This is a genomic window from Janthinobacterium sp. CG3, from assembly GCF_000344615.1.
GTDB lineage: Bacteria > Pseudomonadota > Gammaproteobacteria > Burkholderiales > Burkholderiaceae_D > Janthinobacterium.
This window is the reverse complement of the sequence record NZ_KB467824.1, coordinates 1311015-1329608: the sequence shown is the minus strand read 5'-3', so window position 1 is coordinate 1329608 and position 18594 is coordinate 1311015. Positions and strand designations below refer to the sequence as shown.

Here is an 18594-nt window from a genome sequence, read left to right as displayed (position 1 = left end):
AACCTTTACACCTTTGCGGACGCGGCGGCCGATTCGGCGCGCTCGATGTCTTCTATCATTCGGGTCTCGAGCATCACCGCCAGGGCGGCAACCGTCGGGTTCTTGAAAAAGCCGGCCGGGTGCAAATCAACCCCATAGGCGCTGCGCACCTTGGCCAGCAGCTGGATCGCCAGCAGCGAGTCGCCGCCCAGCTCGAACAGGTTGTCGTTGGCGCCGACCGGGGCAATGCCGAGGAATTCGCTCCACAGCGCGGCCAGGCCCCGCTCGAATTCATCGCCCGGCTCGACATAGGCCTGGGCCAGCGCCGGACGCGCGTGCCGCTGGCGCCGCGCCGACGGTGCCGGCGGCAGGCGCTCGGCCATGTCGAGCGAGGCGCTGCGCGCCAGTTGCCGTTCCAGCCCGAGCGTCGAGACCAGCAGTTGCGGCACGGCCGGACCGGCCAGCACGCGTTCGAGCAGTTCGCCGGCGTCGGCGGCGGCGATACCCTCGCCTTGCGCCAGTTGCTGGCCAACGGCCATGCCGAGGTCGCGCCAGACGTCCCAGTTGACCGAGACGATCCAGGGCGACCCGGTGGCGGTGGCGCGGTGCGCCAGCGCGTCCAGGTAGCAGTTGGCGGCGCAGTAGTCGGCTTGGCCGAAACCACCGGTGACGGCCGACAGCGATGAGCACAGCAGCACGAAGTCCAACGGCTCGCCGGCCAGCGCGTCGAGCGTGGCCAGACTGCCTTGCAGTTTGGGCGCGAACACCTTCTCCACGGCGGCGCGCGATTTGCGGGCGATCAGGCCACCGCCGGCGGCACCTGCGGCGTGGACCACGCCGTTCAGCGCGCCAAAGCGATGGCGCGCGGCGGCGACGGCGGCGGCCATCTGGGCCGCGTCGGTAACGTCCGCTTGCACGGCCAACACCTCGGCGCCCAGCGTCTCCAGCTCCAACAGCGCTTGCAGAGCGCGTAATTGCGGATCGGACGCGTCGGCCCGCTCCACGCGCTGCCGCCATTCCTGCCGCGGCGGCAGCGCGCTGCGGCCCAGCAGCACCAGCTTGGCCTGCCAGGCCTGCGCCAGATGGCGGGCCAGCGCCAAGCCGACGCCGCCCAAACCGCCGGTAATCAGGTACACGCCATGGCGGCGCAGGCGCTGGCCGGCATCCGCCTCGCGCCGCACCGGCTCGAAATGCTTGTGCCAGGCATGTGCGCCACGGTAGGCGATTAGCGATTGGCCGCTTGGCTGGTCCATTTCGGCCAGCAACTGGCGCGCCAGCAGTTGTTCGGCCGCGCTGTCGGCGGGCGCCGGCACCACGTCGAACAGCCGGCAAGCCAGGTTTGGAAACTCCTGCGGAATCACTTTGCACGGTCCGTACAGGGTTGCCTGCTCCGGGCACAGCACTTCCAGCCCGGTGACGTCTTCCAGCCGCTCCGTCACGACGTTGATGGCGACATTTCCGGCGCTGTTGGCGTCAAGCGCCTGCGCCAACGCCAACAGGCTGTGGAAGCCGCGCTCAAGCAGATCCGCCGGGGCGTCCACGCCCAATGTCCACAGGTGGCAGACCTCGGACACCTGGCCCAACTCGGACTGTACCGCACGCAGCACGTGCTCCAGGTCTTCGCTGGCGCCTGGACGCACGGCGTAGGAATGCTTATCTATCCGTTCAAAGCTGGAAGCGCGTTCGACGCGCACCACTTGGCGGCCGCGCGCGTTCAGCAGATCGGCGAGGCCGTCGGCCAGGCTGTGCGTGTCGGCCAACAGCAGCGCCACGCCACGCGGCGGCGTGTCCGCGCCCGGCCGCGGCGCCAATGGCGCGGCGCGCTTCCAGACCGGCGCCAGCAGGTAGTCGGCGACGCCGCGTTCGGCTTGCGCCACCGGCGCCGGGCCTGCCACCGCCTCGACCCAGTACGATTGCCGCTCGAACGGATAGCCCGGCAGCGCCACGCGGCGCGCTGCCACGATACCCAGCGCGGCCGCGTCCAGTTCGACGCCGGCCACCCACAGCTGCGCCAGGCAACGGCTGAACTGCAGGCCGTTATGGGCGCGCCGCGCCGGATGGCATTGCGTCGACAGCACCGGCCGGCCTTCCGTCAGCGGATGGCGGCGGGCCAGACCGCTGAGGGTTTCACCGGGGCCGACTTCTAGAAGCACGCGCGACGGGTTTTCCAGCAAGGTGGCCAGGCCGGCGGCGAAGCGCACGGTGCCGCGCACATGGGCGACCCAGTAAGCCGGGCTGCACGCCTCTTCGGCCGTAATCCAGCGCCCGCTCAGGTTGGATATGAAGGGAATCTGCGGCGCCCGCAGCGCGACGCCGCGCAACAGTTCCTCGAACCGGGCCAGCATCGGCGCCACCAGCGCCGAGTGGAAGGCGCGGGTAACGTGCAGGCGGCGGGCGCCAACGCCGTTGGCGGCCAGCTTGCGCTCGGCCGCTTCGATTGCCGCCAGCGGTCCCGACAGCACGCACAGATCGGCGGCGTTAACCGCCGCGAGGTCGCAGCCGCCGTCCAAGTAGGACGACAATTGCGCCTCCGGCAGGCTGACGGCAAGCATCGCGCCCTCGGCGGTCGCCTGCATCAGGCGGCCACGCTCGGCGACGATGGCCAGCGCGTCCTCCAGCGAAAATACGCCGGCCAGGCAGGCGGCCACATACTCGCCGATGCTATGGCCCAGCATGGCGGCGGGACGCACGCCGCGTTGTATCCACATCTGCGCCATCGCGTATTCGATGACGAACAGCGCCGGCTGGGTGAACGCGGTCTGCTCCAAACGCGCGGCGGCCTGCTCTTCCTGGCCCTCGGCCGGGAACAGCAGCGTGCGCAGGTCCAGGCCGAGACGGCCCGCCAGCAGCAGGCAGCACTGGTCGACGGTGGCGCGCACGCCGCTGTCGCTCCGGTACAGCGCGCTGCCCATGTCGACGTGTTGCGCGCCCTGCCCCGGGAACAGGAAGGCCAGCGCCGGCTGCCCGGCGCCGACCTGCCCGCTTGTATATTGGGTGGAATCGCCGGCCAGGGCCAGCGCGGCCTCGGCGTGGTCGCGACCCAGTGCGACGGCGCGGTGCGCGAAATGCTTGCGCCCGGCGTGCAGCGTATAGGCGACGTCGGCCAGGGCTTGCTCTGGATGGCGCCCAAGGTGGCCGGCCAATTGAGCGGCCGCGTTGTCCAGGGCCGCCGCGCTGCGTGCGGACAGCAGCAGCGGCAGCAACGGCGCGTCCGTCGCGTTCGGGGCGGCGACAAGCGCGGGCGCCTCTTCCAGCACCACGTGGGCATTGGTGCCGCCCATGCCGAAGGAGCTGACGCCGGCGCGGCGCGGCGTGGCGCCCGCCGGCCAGGCGCGCGCCCGCGTGTTCACATAAAAGGGGCTGGCGGCGAAGTCGATTTGCGGGTTGGCGCGCTCGTAGTGCAGGCTTGGCGGCAGGGTCCGGTGCTTGAGCGCCAGCGCCGCCTTGATCAGGCCGGCCACGCCGGCGGCGGCGTCTAGGTGGCCGATGTTGGTCTTCACCGAGCCGATGGCGCAGTAACCGCGCCCCTCGGTGTCGGCGCGGAACGCCTGCGTCAGCGCGGCGATTTCGACCGGGTCGCCCAGCGTGGTGCCGGTGCCGTGGGCCTCGACGTAGCCGATGCTGGCGGCGTCGACCCCGGCCATCGCCAGCGCCGTCTGGACCACTTCGGCCTGGCCGTCGACGCTGGGCGCGCTGTAGGCCATTTTCGTCGCGCCGTCGTTGTTCAAGGCCGATCCCTTGATCACCGCGTGGATGGTGTCGCCGTCGCGCAGCGCGTCGTCGAGGCGCTTCAGCACGACGATGCCGGCGCCGCTGCCGATGACGGTGCCGGCGGCGGCCGCGTCGAAGGCGCGGCAGTGGCCGTCCGGCGACAGGATCGCGCCTGCCTGGTGGCGGTAGCCCGCCTCTTGCAGCAGGTTGAGCCAGACGCCGCCGGCCAGCGCCAGGTCGCTTTCGTAGTTCAGCAAGGCGCGGCAGGCAAGATGCACCGCCACCAGCGACGTCGAGCAGGCGGTTTGCACCGACAGCGCCGGGCCGCGCAGATTCAGCTTGTAGGCGACGCGTGTCGCCAGCGAGCCCTGGTCGTTGCCGTTCATCAGGCCCAACAGCGAGGCGACGTCGCTGGCGGCCCAGTCCACGCCCGGCAGCAGGTTGCGCATCAGGTAGAGGTTGGCGCCGCTGCCGGCGTAGACCCCGGTCAGCGCCGGCGCGCCGGCGCCGGCGTAACCGGCGTGCTCCAGCGCGTGCCAGGCCGTTTCCAGGAACACCCGGTGCTGCGGGTCGAGCCGCTCGGCGTCGCGCGGCGCGTAGCCGAAGAAGCCGGCGTCGAACTGGTCCATCCCCTGCAACAGCATGCCGGCCTTGACGTAGCCGGGGTCGGCCAGCAGGCCGGCGTCGACGCCGCGGGCGCGCAATTCGTCGTCGCTGAAGGCGCTGCGCGATTCGACGCCGTCGCGGATATTGCGCCACAGCGCGTCGATGTCGTCGGCGCCGGGGAAGCGCCCGGCCATGCCGACGATGGCGATTTCCACGCCGCTGTACGCCGCGTCCCCTTGCTGGTTCAACTGGTTCATGTCGGTACTCTTTCTGCTACGGGTTTGCGTTGTAAAAATGCGCCGCGCTGGCGCTTGGCCCGTTCGTCGACTTCCTGCGTGGCGCGCGCCGGCCGGTTGCCGCCGCGCAGGAAGGCGGCCAGCGCCTCCAGGGTCGGGTACTTGAATAGCTCGACCACCGTCGGACGCAGGTCCAGCTGCTGCGCCAGGCGGCGCTGCATTTGCAGCAGCAACAGCGAATGGCCGCCCAATTCAAAGAAGCTGTCGTGCCGGCCAACGCTGCCCAGTTCCAGCAAGCCGCACCAAATCTGCGCCAGCGTTTCCTCCAACTGCCCTTGCGGCGCCTGGCCGGCCGTGCGGCCCTCGGGCGCGACGTCCGGCAGGGCCTTGCGGTCGACTTTGCCGTTGGCGTTCAGCGGCAGGAACGGCAGCGCGACGATATGCCGCGGCACCATGTAGTCCGGCAGGCGCAGCGCCAGTTGCGCCTTCAGGGCGGCGGCGTCGACGAGCACGCCCTCGTGCGCCGCCACGTAGGCCACCAGGCGTTTGCCGCCCGGCGCCTCGCGCGCCAGCACCACCGCTTCGCGCAGCGCCGGCTGCGCCAGCAATTGCGCCTCGATTTCGCCCAGTTCAATACGCAGGCCGCGGATTTTCACCTGGTGGTCGATGCGGCCCAGATATTCCAGCTGCCCTTCGCCGTTCCAGCGCACCAGGTCGCCGGTGCGGTACAGACGGCCGCCGCGTGGATCGAAGGGGTCGGCGACGAAGCGTTCGGAGGTCAGGCCGGCGCGCCGCAGATAGCCGCGGCCCAGGTGTACGCCGCCCAGATACAGCTCGCCGGTGACGCCGGCCGGGACCATGTTCAATTCCGTGTCGAGCACATAGGTGTGGGTGGCGCTGATCGGACGGCCGATCGGCACCTGGTTCCGGCCGTCGTCGCGGCAGGCCCAGTGGGTGACGTGGATCGCCGCCTCGGTCGGCCCGTACAGGTTGTGCAGGCCGGCCTGGCGCAGGCGCGCGAAGGTTTCGCGCTGCGTCTCGGCGGGCATCGCCTCGCCGCCGCAGATGATGTGCTTCAGGCGGGTGCTCGCTTCGATGCCTTCGTGCGCCAGGAAGGCTTGCAGCATCGCCGGCACGAAGTTGACCGTGGTGACCTGGTGCTGCTGGATCAGCGCCACCAGGCGCGCCGGGTCGCGCTGGTCGCCCGGCAGGGCCAGCGCCAGGCGCGCGCCCGCCGTCAACGGCCAGAACAGCTCCCACACCGAGACGTCGAAACCGAACGGCGCCTTGTGCAGCACGGTGTCGGCCGGCGTCAATTGGTAGGTCTCCTGCATCCACGCCATGCAGCTCGACAGCGCGCGGTGGCGGTTCGACGCGCCCTTCGGCATGCCGGTCGAGCCGGAGGTGTAGATGACGTAGGCCAGGTTTTCGCCGTGCACCGGCAAGGCCGGGTTGGCCGCGCTCTCGCCGGACAGGTCTAGCCGGTCCAGCAGCAGCGTGCGCAGCGGCGCCGCCGGCGCCGGCGCCGCTGCGCCGGTCAGCGCGCTGTGCGTCAGCAGCAGGCCGATGCCGCTGTCCTCGATCATGTAGCGCAGGCGCTCGGCCGGATAGTCGGTATCCAGCGGCACGTAGGTGGCGCCGGATTTCAAAATCGCCAGCAGGCCGACCACCATGTCGATGGAGCGCTCGACGGCGATGCCGACGGTGGTTTCCAGCCGCACGCCCAGCGCCACCAGGTGGTGCGCCAGCCGGTTGGCCTTGGCGTTCAGTTCGGCGTAACTAAGCGTGGCGTCGCCGAACACCAGCGCCGGCGCGTCGGGGCGGCGCGCCGCGTGGCGTTCGAATGCGCGGTGGACCGGCTCGGCGTCGGCGTGGCGCACCGGGTTGACGCCCCATTTTTCAAGCTGGGTTTGTTCTGCCTGGTTCACCAGCCCGACGTCGCCGACCGCCTGCGCCGGCTGCGCCGCCAGCGCCGCGACGATGGCCAGGTAGTCGTCGGCCATGCGGGCGATGGTGGCGGCATCGAACAACTCGGCCGCGTAGATGAAACGCAGGCTCAGGCGGCCGTCCGCGTGCTCGGTGCTGTCGAGCGTCAGTTCGAACTGCGCCGCCTGCTCCGGCAGCGCGTAATAGCGTGCCTCCAGGCCGGGCAGTTGCGCCAACTGGGCGTAGTCGGCGCGCTGGTGGTTGAACATCACCTGGAACAACGGGCTGTGGCTCAGGCTGCGCTCGGGCTGGAGCGCGTCGACCAGCTGTTCGAACGGCAGGTCCGGGTGCGATTGCGCGCCCAGCGCGGCTTCGCGCGCCTGCGCCAGCGCCTGCGCCAGCGTGGTGCGGCCGCCGACCTGGTTGCGCAGCACCTGGGTGTTGACGAAGAAGCCGATCAAGCCCTCGGTTTCGATGCGCTGGCGATTCGCCAGCGGCACGCCGACGCGGATGTCGTTCTGGCCGGTGTAGCGATGCAGGAGCACTTGGAAACCGGCCAGCAACGCCATGAACATGGTGGCGCCGTGGTGACGCGCGCGCTCGCCCAGCGCCGCCGCCAATTGCGCTGGCAGCTCGACGCTATGGCCGGCGGCGCGGTAGGCGGCGACCGGATGGCGCGCGCGGTCGGTCGGCAAAGATAGCACCGGCTGCTCGCCGCCCAATTGCTGGCGCCAATATGCCAGTTGCCGCGCGCCCTCGCCCGCCTGCAGCCAAGTTTGCTGCCAGGCGGCGTAGTCGGCGTACTGGATCGGCAGCGCGGCCACGGCCGGCGCCGTTCCCGCAAGACGGGCGCGGTAGTGCGCCGCCAGTTCGGCGATCAACACCTGCATCGAGACGCCGTCGGAGACGATATGGTGGACCACGACGGCAAGGATATGCTCGGCCTCGCCGACGCGGATCAAGACGGCGCGCAGCAGCGGGCCGCTGTGCAGGTCGAACGGCCGGTTATTGAGGTGCTCGACCAGCCGCGCCGCCTGTTCTTCCCTGGCGCCGGCGGGTTCGGTGCGCAGATCGGCCTGTGACCAGTCCAGCGGCGTACCATTCTGTATCAGTTGTTCGGCCAGGCCGTCGGGGCCGCTGCGGAACAGCGTGCGCAGCGATTCGTGGCGCGCGACCAAGGCGTCGAAGCCGGCGCGCAGCGCCTCGGTGTCGAGCGCGCCGGTGTAGCGCAGCGCGCCGCCGACGTGGTAGGCGGTGCTGGTCGGGGCCATCTGCCACAGGAACCATAGTCGTTGTTGGGCATGCGACAAGGGCAGCGGCAACTGCCGCTGCGCCGGCGCCAGCGGCGCGATCGCGCTGCGCGCGTCGCGGGCGCCGCCGGCCAGCTGGGCGGCGACGGCGTCGGCCATCTGCGCCAGCAACGGCTGTTCGAAAATCAGGCGCACCGGGAAGTCGATGTCCCAACGTTGGCCGATGCGCGCCGCCACTTGTACCGCCGCCAGCGAACTGCCGCCGCTGGCGAGGAAGTGGGCGTCGCGCGCATAGGCGACGCCGGCGTCGCGTTTCAGCACGTCGCGCCAGATGCCGGCCAGCGCCGTTTCCGTGTCGCTGAGCGCGGCGGCGGCCGCCGCCTCGATTGGCCCGCCCAGGACGAAGCGGCCGTGCTGGTGGATCGCGTAGGCGTCCAGCGTGTTCTCCAGCCAGCCCTTGCGGCAGGCCCCGCGTTGCAGTTTGCCGCTGGAGGTCTTCGGCAGCGCGCCGGGGTTCAGCAACACCAGCACCGAGGCCGGCTCGCGGCAGGCCGCGCCGACGGCCTGGCTCAGAGCTTCGACCAGGGCCGCCACCGGCACCAGTTTTTGCAGGCCGCGGGAGATTTCGACGGCCACGCCGACGCCCTCGCCGCCGTCCGGCATCGGCACCGCGAAGGCGGCAACGCGGCCCTTGCGCGCGGCCTCGACGTCGGCTTCGACGCCGCGTTCGATGTCTTGCGGGTAGATGTTCTGGCCGCGGACGATGATCATGTCCTTGATGCGGCCGGTGATGTAGAGCTGCTCGTCGTGCAGGAAACCAAGGTCGCCGGTGCGCAGCCAGCGCCGCCCGGCGCGCTCGACGAAGGTGTCGTCGCTGTTACGCTCGCGGCGCCAGTAGCCTTGCGCGATGCTCGGGCCGCTGGCCCAGATTTCGCCGACCGCGCCGGCGGCCGCGGAGGCGCCGGTGTGCGGGTCGACGATGTCGAGCAGATGGCCGTCGACCATGGCGCCGCAGGAAACCAGCATGGCGCCGCCGTCTTGCGGCGCGGGGGTGCCCTGCGCCAGGCTGTCGGGCGAGAAGGCGCGCGCCTTGACGCCGCCGGCGCGGCGCCCGCCGGTCAGCAGCAGCGTCGCTTCCGCCAGGCCGTAGCAGGGATAGACGGACGACGCGGCGAAACCGGCCGGCGCGGTGTGCGCGATGAAGTCGCACAAGGTGTCGTGGCGCACCGGCTCGGCGCCGGAAAACGCCACGCGCCAGCTCGACAAATCGAGCCGGGCCAGCTGGCTTTGCTTGACCCGGTCCAGGCACAGGCGGAAGGCGAAGTCCGGCCCGCCGCTGACGGTGCCGCGCAGGCGCGCGATCGCTTCGAGCCAGCGCGCCGGCCGTTCAAGGAAGAATTTCGGTGTCAGCAAGGCGACCGGAATGCCGCGGTGGAAAGGCTGCAAGAGGCCGCCGATGAGGCCCATGTCATGGTAGAGCGGCAGCCAGGAGACGAACACGTCGTCGGCGCGTACTTCCATGGCGGCTTCGATGGCGCGCTCGTTGGCGATCAGGTTGCCATGGGTGACCATTACGCCCTTGGGCGTGGAGGTGGAGCCGGAGGTGTATTGCAGGAAGGCGAGATCGTCGGGCCGTGGCAGACGCACCAGCCATTGCCCGGCGCCGTCGGTGTCGACCTGGTCGGCGGCGATCACGCTCACGCCGGCAAAGGCGGCCATGGCGCCGCCGACCATGTTCAGAATATCGCTGGAGGTCAGGATGCAGGCGGCCTGGGCGTCGGCGGCGATGCCGACCAGGCGCGCCAGATGCTGTTCCCGCGCCGATTCGGGCGGGAACACCGGCACCGCCACCAGGCCGGCGTAGAGGCAGGCGAAGAAGCTGACGACGTAGTGGTCGTTGTTGTCGAGCAGTAGCAGCGCGCGTTCGCCGGGGCCGAAGCGTTGCTGCAAATGCGCGGCCAGCGCGCGCACGCGCCGCTCCAGCGCGGCGTAGGTAATGGGCGTGTCGTGCACCGCCCCCTCGCGTTCGGCGACCACGATCAAGGCGGTATCGGCGGGGCGTTCCGCGGCGAGCGCACGCAGGTGTGCGACAAAATTCTCGGGATGGTGGCGCGAAGGCGAGTGAATAGGCATCAGGCGTCCTGCGGCTTAGTGCGCGGCGGCGTCGGTGGCACCGGCCGATACGGCGTAGGCCTGCTCGTCCATCCAATCGCGCAGCGACTGCGGACGCATGTCGGTCCAGGTTTTTTCGACGTATTCCAGCGCGGCCTTCTTCGGACCCCGCACGCCGTCGACGGCCTTCCAGCCGCCCGGCACGGCCTTCCAGTGTGGCCAGATCGAGTATTGGTCTTCGTGGTTGACGAGGACGATAAAGGTTTCGTCTTCGCGGTCAAAGCAGCTAGTGGACATGCGGTTTCCCCATCATAGTGATGGCAGCGCCGGGCGTCCCGACATGGGGCGCTTCCTGCGCTGCTCTCCTTCTATGACGCATGAGGCGCGGCGAAATTTAGCGCTTTGCAGCGATAGCGTAATCGCGCGCGCACTTGGCCCGTGGCGCTGGCGCGCGGTCGGGTCGCTGCAGGGAAAATGGGGGGGGGGTACGCCTGGCCCCGGCCGGCCGGATGAATGGATGGATGGATGGACGGATGGATGCGGTCGTCGGGCGACGGCGCGGCAATTCAAGTGTGTGGCGGTGGCGCCGGCCGTGCGCAGGCCTGCTATGCGGGGTCGGACGGCGGCACCAGGCCCGCCGCCAGCCAGACCCTGCACGCCTCGTCATAGGCATGCCGATGTGCGGGTGCGGCATTCAACCATGCCGCCAGTTCGGCCTGGGCGGCGGCGTCAAAGTCGTCTTCGTGCCGGCGTTGGATCCAGTCCAGGGCTGTCTGCCAATGCGCGTCGGCGTCTGTGGTTGTGGTCATGGCGTCGTTGATAGAGGAATCGAATGCGCCATCCCGGTCGGCGGCGCGCAACAATTATATCAACAGCATACCGGCGGTTACCGGCTTTTTTCGGCGCGGTGGTGGAATGCTGGGATCAAGCCGCGCGCAGAGCGTCGCGGCAGCACAACATGGCGTCGCGGATCATGAAATTGACCAGCGTGGTGGAAATACCAAGGTCGGCCGCCACCTCGCGTTGGGTCTTGCCACCCAGGCGGTGCAGTTCGAACGCGGCGCGGGTGCGCTCCGGCAGTCCGGATAGGGCGCGCGCTACCAGCACCAGGTGCTGGGTATGGATGGCGTTGGCCTCGGGCGTAGCCGCTGCCGAGCCGACGTGCAGCCCATCGTCCTCGGGCGCGAACACTTGCAGCTCGAAGGCGCTACGGCGGTGACGGTCGATCGCCAAGTTGCGTACCAGTTGGAACAGATAGGCGCCCGGGTTGAGTATTTGCAGCTCTTCGATACCGTCCGCCAGCTTCAGGTAGGCGTCTTGCACTACGTCCTCCGCACGCTGCCGGCAGCCTAGGATGCGCGCGGCAGCGTCCCGCAACTGGGCGCGGGAAAGGATAAAGAGCTGACGGATTTCGGAGCCGGTGGTCATATGAGGCGCTATCTGCTGGAAGCTTAATGAATGATAATGATTCGCGTTTACAAATCATGGCAGATGTTGACTATTTTTGCAACGTTTCTTTTGGTGTGGGCGAATTTTTTTGGCGGACGGTGTCTGGCCTGCCTGGGACCAGGGCAAATGTGACGCCGAGGGCGACGGCGGCCTTGAAAAGCCCGATTGTACTTTTTCTCTATATTCCACTGCGATTGGAACTGGCGCAACCAGTGTCACAAAAAATCCTGTCAGGCGAACGCAAGCTGTTCCAGTTCTCTATGCTGGGTAGCGACATCAAAAATTCGGACTGCAACAGTTTGCGTGTGTGCGTTTAACTTCGGGTGACAGGTCATGGGCGGCATTGATGGAACAAGGCGGCAGCCGTCAGTTCAATCACTACCTGTTCCTTACGGTTAACTCAAAAAACTTAAGAAAACTCGTCGATATACCACTGGTAATTCGACGCATTACGCAGTACATCCGGACTGTTTCTGGCGGCGTAGTTTTTGCAGTTATCACTTCCGTACCCTTTCGATGTGCCCAATTTATCCAAGGTGCCACATAAACAATGCGTCAGTTCGTGAATGAGAACTGCACATCGCGATGTACTCACACCTTCTTGCCCCTTCCATGTTACGGCGGGACCCCAAAAGGGACTGCCGAGGAAGATATGGCAGTTTTGCGGGTCACTGTCTCGTTGCTCATCAGGTGAATAAAAACCGGCCGAGTCCACCACTTTACGGATAGGCATTTCCTCGTTATGAGGTGGTATACGTTCTATAGAATTATTCGTCAGACGATCGCCTCTATAATAAAGCCGGTATCCCTTCGTGCTGGCTCGAATGATTTCAAAGTTTCGCAAAACCAGGTCGTACCTATTTCCCGAAAACGTTCCAAACCATTTTTCAAATCGGAGCCGCTCGTTCCGGTCGCTTGGCACTCGCCACAGCGCCGCCACCCCGGCGTTCAATCTTGGGCGCACCTCTCCGCCAGCGCCCAATGCCCACAACTTCTCCGACTCGGTTGCATAATTGAAGGAGGCGGCAAGCGTCGTGGCGCCGAGCGCTATGACAGGATTAATTAAATCACACTGTTTCAAAAATCTTTGTTTTGTATCGGCCATACTCATGCTTGAAACGAGTGTCTTTAGCAGAGGAAGACGATTGTATTCAAAAGCAAGTAAGAGCGCCCGCCGGGTATGGCGCAGGTTCACGTCCGATGCACTGGAACAAGGATGCCACCCGCCGAGCGATAGCCTTTCGCTGAGCAATGCGAGGTTTTGCTGTTTTGTCCACTGCTTCAATATGGTTTGAACAGCAAGTCCACGTATTTTTTCCATGAACAAAACTGGCAGGTACTCCAGTGTTTCCCATACTCTCTGTTCGTCCGTCTTTGTCATGATTCTCTTCCTTCTCCAGAGCTTCGCTTGTCCTTGATTTCGCTGAGCGCCGCCGGCGATATTTGGCCCCTCCGCCTCGCCGGCAACTGGACTGCCTGCACATCGCGGCTAATGTCTAACTCGTCTATATGTGTCGATACTTACCGCTAGTGAGTCGCAATCGACCAAACTGCCGCGTCATTTTCTTTACATCACTACCAGGGACCCATATCGACATCGGTGTCTGGCGAGACTGCAGGGGCCACGCTTGCGCTGTTATAGCCCGGTTGCCGAAAGCGGGTTGGCGATTCATGAACCCTCTGCTGCATCTTTGGGCTTGCGACATAGTCGAGTGCATCAACTAATCTATTGCTTTTTATGTGAGTATTGATCGCTGAGACGACCAGATCCGCTTCATCCCCCACAATCTCAACTATCTTGTGAACTACGCTATTAATTCCCGCGATATAATACCCAGCAGTTTCCGCCAACACATTCTTCTCCACTTTTTTGATTGCCATTTCCTGAAGAAGGTTTGATGCATGGTTTAAATAATGGCAGACTTTACCTTCCGTAATGCGAGGCTTTTTGCTCGACATTGAAAAAATTTCGTTATACATATCTCGATGAACTTGATCAACTACTTTGTCCGGGCCCAAGTTAATTGACTGCGGTAAAAGCGTCGTGTTGCTACAAAAATTCTCGCAACAAGTGTAGAGTCGCCCTAAGAGTTGATCACTAATCGCATATTTCTCGCAGGCTCGAACAAAGGGATCAGTCAGACCAAGATTGTTTGTATGGGCCGCATCCATACTACCGTGTCCAGTGACTGTCAAATTCGCCGGAGCGGAAGAGTATACATCCAACTTTTCCATCGCTTTGTTTCGCACCCCCTTGTCGACCTGATGCGTTGCGTGAGGACTAATGGCATCTTTTGGCAATATGCAGACATTATAAATAGCAAGGTAATCGCAAGTGATCTCAACATAGAAGCAAAAAAAGAAGAAATGTAGTATCCGATCCGCTGCATGTCGGGATAGTGCGGCGTCAAGGCTGCCACTGAACAGCGCAGCATATTCATTACGTTCTTGCATTGTCCTGGGAGGCATAATCATCCTTTTATACATCGGGTAGTCCGGAATTCATGGTAGGAGTTGGCTCCCACGTAACACAAGTAACAAGGCAGTATCGTGGATGGCACAGCCGACTTATTGGTCCGCTCGTGCGTGAAAGGATGACAAATTGCATTTTCGTCAATCTTACCGCCGACATAATTACCCTCCAGTCCAACGGCCTTCGCACAGCGGACCAGGGTGCGCTTTCGCTTTGGGTGGTGGCTGGTTGGCCCCGCCGCGAACACGAGCAGTGACACGAACGCAACGCGCCAGAGGAACCGCGAATTCGACGTAGACGAGGGCCGGTTCCAATAAGTCATGGACTGGAGATGTACCGGGCAGAACATGAAAAATCCGTTCTATCGGCTTCATAACTCACGATAATCAACATTATCAGATGTTATAAAGCTTGAAGAAGGCAACTTTTTTAACGTAATTTTATGTATAATTACGTATCACGTAATACGTTACGTTATTTCATGGATGGGCTTATGGCACGCATCGGTATCCTGTATTCCCACGTTATGAAAGCCGCCGAAAAAGTGGCCGCCGAGGGCAAAAACCCCACCGTCGACAGCGTCCGCGAGGCCTTGGGCGGCACTGGTAGTAAAAGCACCATTGCGCCCCTGCTCAAGCGCTGGAAGGTCGAGCATCAGGAATCCGTGGTGGCGGCTGAAACCGGCGTGCCCGCCGAATTGCTGCTGGCCGTCAAAGGGCTGTATCAGAAGCTGCAGGCGGACGTCGGCCTGCAGTTGGCGCAGGCAAGCGAAGCCCAGCGTATCGCGTTACAGGGCGCCGCCGAGCGCCTGGAGCAAAGCCAGGCGGACAACCGCAACCTGTCGCAGACCAAGCTGGCGCTGGCCGCCGATCTGGCCCAGACCAAGGACGAGCTGTCGCAGCTGCGCGCTGAGCACCACAGCGGCGCCATTACGCTGGCCGGGCTGGAAAGCGACAACGCCGGCCTGCGCGCGCGCCTGGCCGACCGCGCCGCCGAGGTGGCCGCGCTGAACCAGCAACTGGCGCAGGCCCGCACGCAGTTCGAGCACTACCAGCACGCGACGGCGGCACAGCGCACCGAGGAACGCCAGGCGGCGGACCAGCGCGTAGCGCGCTTGGAGCAGGATCTGGCTGGCGCCCGCCAGCACGGGCAGATCCAGCAAGCGGCCCTGATCCAGCGGGAGACGCAACTGGCGCAATCGCAGCTTGAGCAGGACCGCTGGCGCGAGGCCGCCGACGCCCTCCAGGGTGACCTCGCCGCGATGCGGCCGGAGCGCGACCAACTGGCCTATCAATTCAAAGAGGCGTCGGCGGCCGGCGCCGCCCTCGCCGGAAAACTCGCCACCACGCAGACGGCGCTGACCGAAGCGCGCATCGCCCTGGCGGGCCGCCAGCACCAGGCGGAACTACTCGGCGAACGCCTGCGCCAGGCGGAGAACAAGGAAAACAGCCAAGAGGCAGCGCGTTTGACGCTGATCGAGGAAAAAGCTGGGCTGCAAGCGCAGTTGGCGAGCCGGAAGCGCTAAAAAATCAACCAAAGGCAAAGAGCCGGGGGAAGGCCGTAAGGTTGGCCCCCGGGGTTACGCCGTTGGTTTTAACTATTCCTACGCCGGAGCCACCTAACTGACCGGCATGCCGAACGTGTAGGGAAGAGCAGGGAAAAAGAAAAAAATAGCACGCTAAGGTTTTTCATGCGTTCGTAGCGGCCGAAATTGCCCCTCGTCGATCATCCGGTTCTGATGCCGAACGTAATCGCCGGTCAGGTTGATGTGCTCCCATCCGAGCGGCGCAAGGAACTGAAGCAGGGATTCGTCTTTCAGCTTGCCGGTATCCCGCGTTCCGCTGCCGCAGCGTCTCCAAGGCTTTGGCCGCGAGCACCAGCCCTTTATCAGTCTGCATGGCGAGGTCAGCAAGGCTGTACGACAGCTTGCGAAAATCCGGCAAGCTAAACGCGGACAAGCTGAGGTAGGCGCGCAATTCCTGGAAATGTTCGCGTCTGGTCTGATCACGCACGCCATACTGCGGCCAAGCCTCGGCATCGCTTTGTATCTGACGGGATATCCACTGGATGATCACGTCCGGCACCGGCATGTCGACCGCCAGTGCATAGCCCGGATAACGCAGCAGGCACAACTGGACGGCAAAGCCGAGCCGATTGGCGTCGCCTCGGCGCTGCCGAATCAAGGACAAATCGGACTCGGTAAAGCTGTAATGCTGGATCAGGTCGTCTTGGCTTTGCGGGAGCGCCAGTAGGCTGTCCCGCTCAGTTGCGGAAAGTATTGAGCGGCGTGGCATGCGTTACGTTGACCCGATTTCGCCGATTCGTGCGATGGTTTCGATCAACGTGGTTCGCTTGACGCCGAATGTTCGGCAGACGGCGGCCTTGGACATCCCACCGTTCAGAGCAGTAACAATGGAGTCCAGCTTCTCACCGGTAATCGCTGGCGGACGACCACCGACACGGCCGCGTCGGCGCGCGGCTGCGAGTCCGGCGGTCACGCGCTCCTTGGTCAAGGCGCGTTCGTACTGGGCGAGCGCGCCGAACACATGAAACAGTAATTCGCCTGATGCTGTCGTGGTATCCATGCCTTCGGTAAGAGAACGAAAAGCAACCTGTCTATCCTTTAGCGTGTTCACGATAGTGAGCAAGTGCTGCAGCGAGCGTCCGAGTCGGTCCAGCTTCCAGACAACGAGCACATCGCCAGACCGCACGAATCCAAGCGCCTGGACCAAGCCGGGCCGATCATCCTTGGCACCGGAAGCTCGATCCTCAAACAGGTGTCGAGCGTCGACGCCCGCCGCCAACAGGGCGTCGCGCTGCAGATCAGTGTTTTGGCGGTCTGGCTCGGACGAAACTCGCATGTACCCGACAAGCATGTGCGGAAAACCTGTGATGTGTGGTTGGCGTATGCTACATCATGACGACATAGTTTTCCGCACATTTTTCAGCTATTCACCACCCTTCACATGTGAGCTTCCGGTGTCGCCTGCTGGCCCGTCGGAAAACACTTGTTTTCCGACGGGCGGCGTTCCGCCATACGCTAATCAGCAACTAATGTCGAGCGAGGCAACTGCCATGAAACGGCGATCTGAGCGTCAAGCCTGCCGGGTTGGCTAACTACATTTCGTTTCCGATAGATTTTTGCGCGGAATTGGAATGTCTTACAAATTCGGCGGTGATACCATTTCAGCCAAGGATGGAGCTGCCGGCTCTCCAAAATACATCTGTTAAGGCTCTCGAAATGACAATGGGAAATAGAAAATATGGAAACCGAACTCAAACTAAAAATTGACGCTATTGATCGCTCGCGCATCTATGAACATCCACTCCTTGTCGATAACGCTCGCGCCGTCCCGTCCGAACATCAACTTGTAGACACGTACTACGATACTAAAAAATTGGATTTATGGAGGCACGGGGTTACGTTGCGCGTGAGGGAGGATGGACTGTCAGAAGAAGGCTCAATACGGACTCAGACGGTGAAGACCGCTTCTGTCAGCTCTGCATCTCTGCATCAGCGCGGTGAATGGGAATCCGCTCTCTCAAGCGCCGTTCCCCAGCCATCAGAAATTGCTCGGCAGATCAAGGTAGAGCGCATCGCCAAACTCTTGCGATCTCCGAATGTTGCCGAGCATCTGTACCCCATCTTCACAAACACCACCCATCGTACGATTTGGAATTTGGACCTACCGGATGGCCAACAAGTCGAGTGTTCGCTGGACTCCGGCAATATTGATTGTAGAGGTCAGAATTTACCAATCGAAGAGCTGGAATTTGAACTGAAAAAAGGTAATCCGACGCAACTATTCGACCTCGCGCTCGCGTTGCACAGAGACATACCGTTGGAACTTTCGAACGATAGTAAGGCAGCACGAGGATACGCAATGCTGGAAAATCGGCCACCCGAACCGGTCAAGGCGGGACGTGTGAAACTTCTCCCTAAAATGAGTCTAGAGAATGCGTTCCGTTGCATGGGGTTTAACTGTTTACAACAAATGGAAGCCAACATGCCTGGCGTTTTGAATCAGAGCGTCGAAAGTCTCCACCAGATGAGAGTGGGTCTGCGGCGGTTGCGAGCGCTGTTAGATATGTTTGAGCCATTGGCAAAGCTCCCACCTGAAGTCCGCGTCAGCTTGGATTGGTTAGCTGGAGAACTCGGAGCCACGCGGGATTGGGACGTGCTGGCTACCTCGACACTGGATGAAATTACTACGCCAAACCAGGGGCGCCTCGTAGCCCTGGCCACAACACAAGCAAGGTCGCTGCATCAAACTCTCGTACTTTCCTTGCATGAGCCTCGTTACACCGAACTCTTATTGCAATTAAATGGTTGGCTTCATGGACGAGCTTGGCGAAAAGAAGAGCATCTCTCGAAGAAGTCAGCGCTAGCAAAACGTGCCGTTGATGGGATGACGCCATTACTCAAAAAGGCAGAGAAGCGCCTCATCAGTCGCGTCAATTCTGCCAATCAACACGATGCGTCAGCACGACACCGAGTTCGTATCGCTGCAAAAAAAGCGCGCTACGCCGCAGAGTTTTTTTCCGATCTTTTGCCTAACAAGGCCGTCAAGCACTACATTTCTGCCCTCTCCCAACTACAAGATCGGCTTGGTAGCCTAAACGACCTGGAAGTTGCCAAAACTTTACTGTCGGGCATAACCGAACCGTCGTCGACTCAAGATGGAGCGCTGGCTATCGGCTATATAGGTTTAAAACTGCAGCAAAACACTAAAGGCTTGGCCTCGCTGTTTCGTACGACGGGCCGTTTAAGGATGGCCAGTTACAAATGATGTATCGAGGTTAGTGCGCAAAAAATATGGTTCCAATGTTTTTTCCAAGGTACGTTTTTTTC

At 63.5% G+C, this 18594-nt stretch carries 11 protein-coding genes and 1 pseudogene; 3 read left to right on the top strand and 9 right to left on the bottom strand.

Annotation, left to right across the window (positions count from 1 at the left end):
• Positions 1-5 precede the first annotated feature (5 nt).
• From JANGC3_RS0105735 to JANGC3_RS0105715, 5 genes are all read right to left on the bottom strand, one after another.
• A complete protein-coding gene (locus JANGC3_RS0105735; protein WP_017875527.1) occupies positions 6-4553 on the bottom strand; it encodes a type I polyketide synthase in 4548 nt (1515 codons plus the stop codon).
• Complete coding sequence (locus JANGC3_RS0105730) at positions 4550-9841, bottom strand: non-ribosomal peptide synthetase (RefSeq protein WP_026132602.1); 5292 nt, start codon at positions 9839-9841, stop codon at positions 4550-4552. Before JANGC3_RS0105730 ends, JANGC3_RS0105735 begins: the two co-directional genes overlap by 4 nt.
• A gap of 15 nt (positions 9842-9856) precedes the next feature.
• Positions 9857-10117, bottom strand: coding sequence for an MbtH family protein (locus tag JANGC3_RS0105725; protein WP_017875525.1), 261 nt, complete (start codon positions 10115-10117; stop codon positions 9857-9859).
• 308 nt (positions 10118-10425) lie between these two features.
• Complete coding sequence (locus tag JANGC3_RS0105720) at positions 10426-10680, bottom strand: DUF4880 domain-containing protein (RefSeq protein ID WP_232429662.1); 255 nt, start codon at positions 10678-10680, stop codon at positions 10426-10428.
• A 64-nt stretch (positions 10681-10744) separates the two neighbouring features.
• Complete coding sequence (locus tag JANGC3_RS0105715) at positions 10745-11248, bottom strand: RNA polymerase factor sigma-70 (RefSeq protein ID WP_017875523.1); 504 nt, start codon at positions 11246-11248, stop codon at positions 10745-10747.
• A gap of 26 nt (positions 11249-11274) precedes the next feature.
• Here JANGC3_RS0105715 and JANGC3_RS32390 point away from each other — a divergent pair, with 26 nt between their 5' ends.
• Positions 11275-11586 (top strand): hypothetical protein, encoded by a 312-nt coding sequence (locus JANGC3_RS32390; protein WP_157406477.1) that lies wholly within the window; start codon positions 11275-11277, stop codon positions 11584-11586.
• 92 nt (positions 11587-11678) lie between these two features.
• Here the strand turns inward: JANGC3_RS32390 and JANGC3_RS31280 are convergent, their stop codons facing one another.
• A complete protein-coding gene (locus tag JANGC3_RS31280; RefSeq protein WP_081611773.1) occupies positions 11679-12650 on the bottom strand; it encodes a M35 family metallo-endopeptidase in 972 nt (323 codons plus the stop codon).
• Between the two features lie 194 nt (positions 12651-12844).
• A complete protein-coding gene (locus tag JANGC3_RS32385) occupies positions 12845-13723 on the bottom strand; it encodes a hypothetical protein (protein ID WP_157406476.1) in 879 nt (292 codons plus the stop codon).
• Between the two features lie 512 nt (positions 13724-14235).
• On the opposite strand from JANGC3_RS32385, the gene JANGC3_RS0105705 reads away from it, so the two are divergent.
• Positions 14236-15267 carry a DNA-binding protein gene (locus tag JANGC3_RS0105705; RefSeq protein WP_017875521.1) on the top strand — a complete coding sequence of 344 codons (1032 nt, stop codon included), beginning with the start codon at positions 14236-14238 and terminating at the stop codon, positions 15265-15267.
• A 310-nt stretch (positions 15268-15577) separates the two neighbouring features.
• Here JANGC3_RS0105705 and JANGC3_RS31275 read toward each other — a convergent pair.
• Both JANGC3_RS31275 and JANGC3_RS0105695 read right to left on the bottom strand, forming a co-directional pair.
• Positions 15578-16036: pseudogene (locus JANGC3_RS31275) on the bottom strand (DUF4158 domain-containing protein); the annotation flags it as partial.
• Positions 16037-16039: 3 nt separating this feature from the next.
• On the bottom strand, positions 16040-16618 hold the full coding sequence (locus tag JANGC3_RS0105695) for a recombinase family protein (RefSeq protein WP_017875519.1): 579 nt from the start codon (positions 16616-16618) through the stop codon (positions 16040-16042).
• Positions 16619-17005: 387 nt separating this feature from the next.
• On the opposite strand from JANGC3_RS0105695, the gene JANGC3_RS31270 reads away from it, so the two are divergent.
• Complete coding sequence (locus tag JANGC3_RS31270) at positions 17006-18532, top strand: CYTH and CHAD domain-containing protein (protein WP_081611772.1); 1527 nt, start codon at positions 17006-17008, stop codon at positions 18530-18532.
• Positions 18533-18594: the final 62 nt, after the last annotated feature.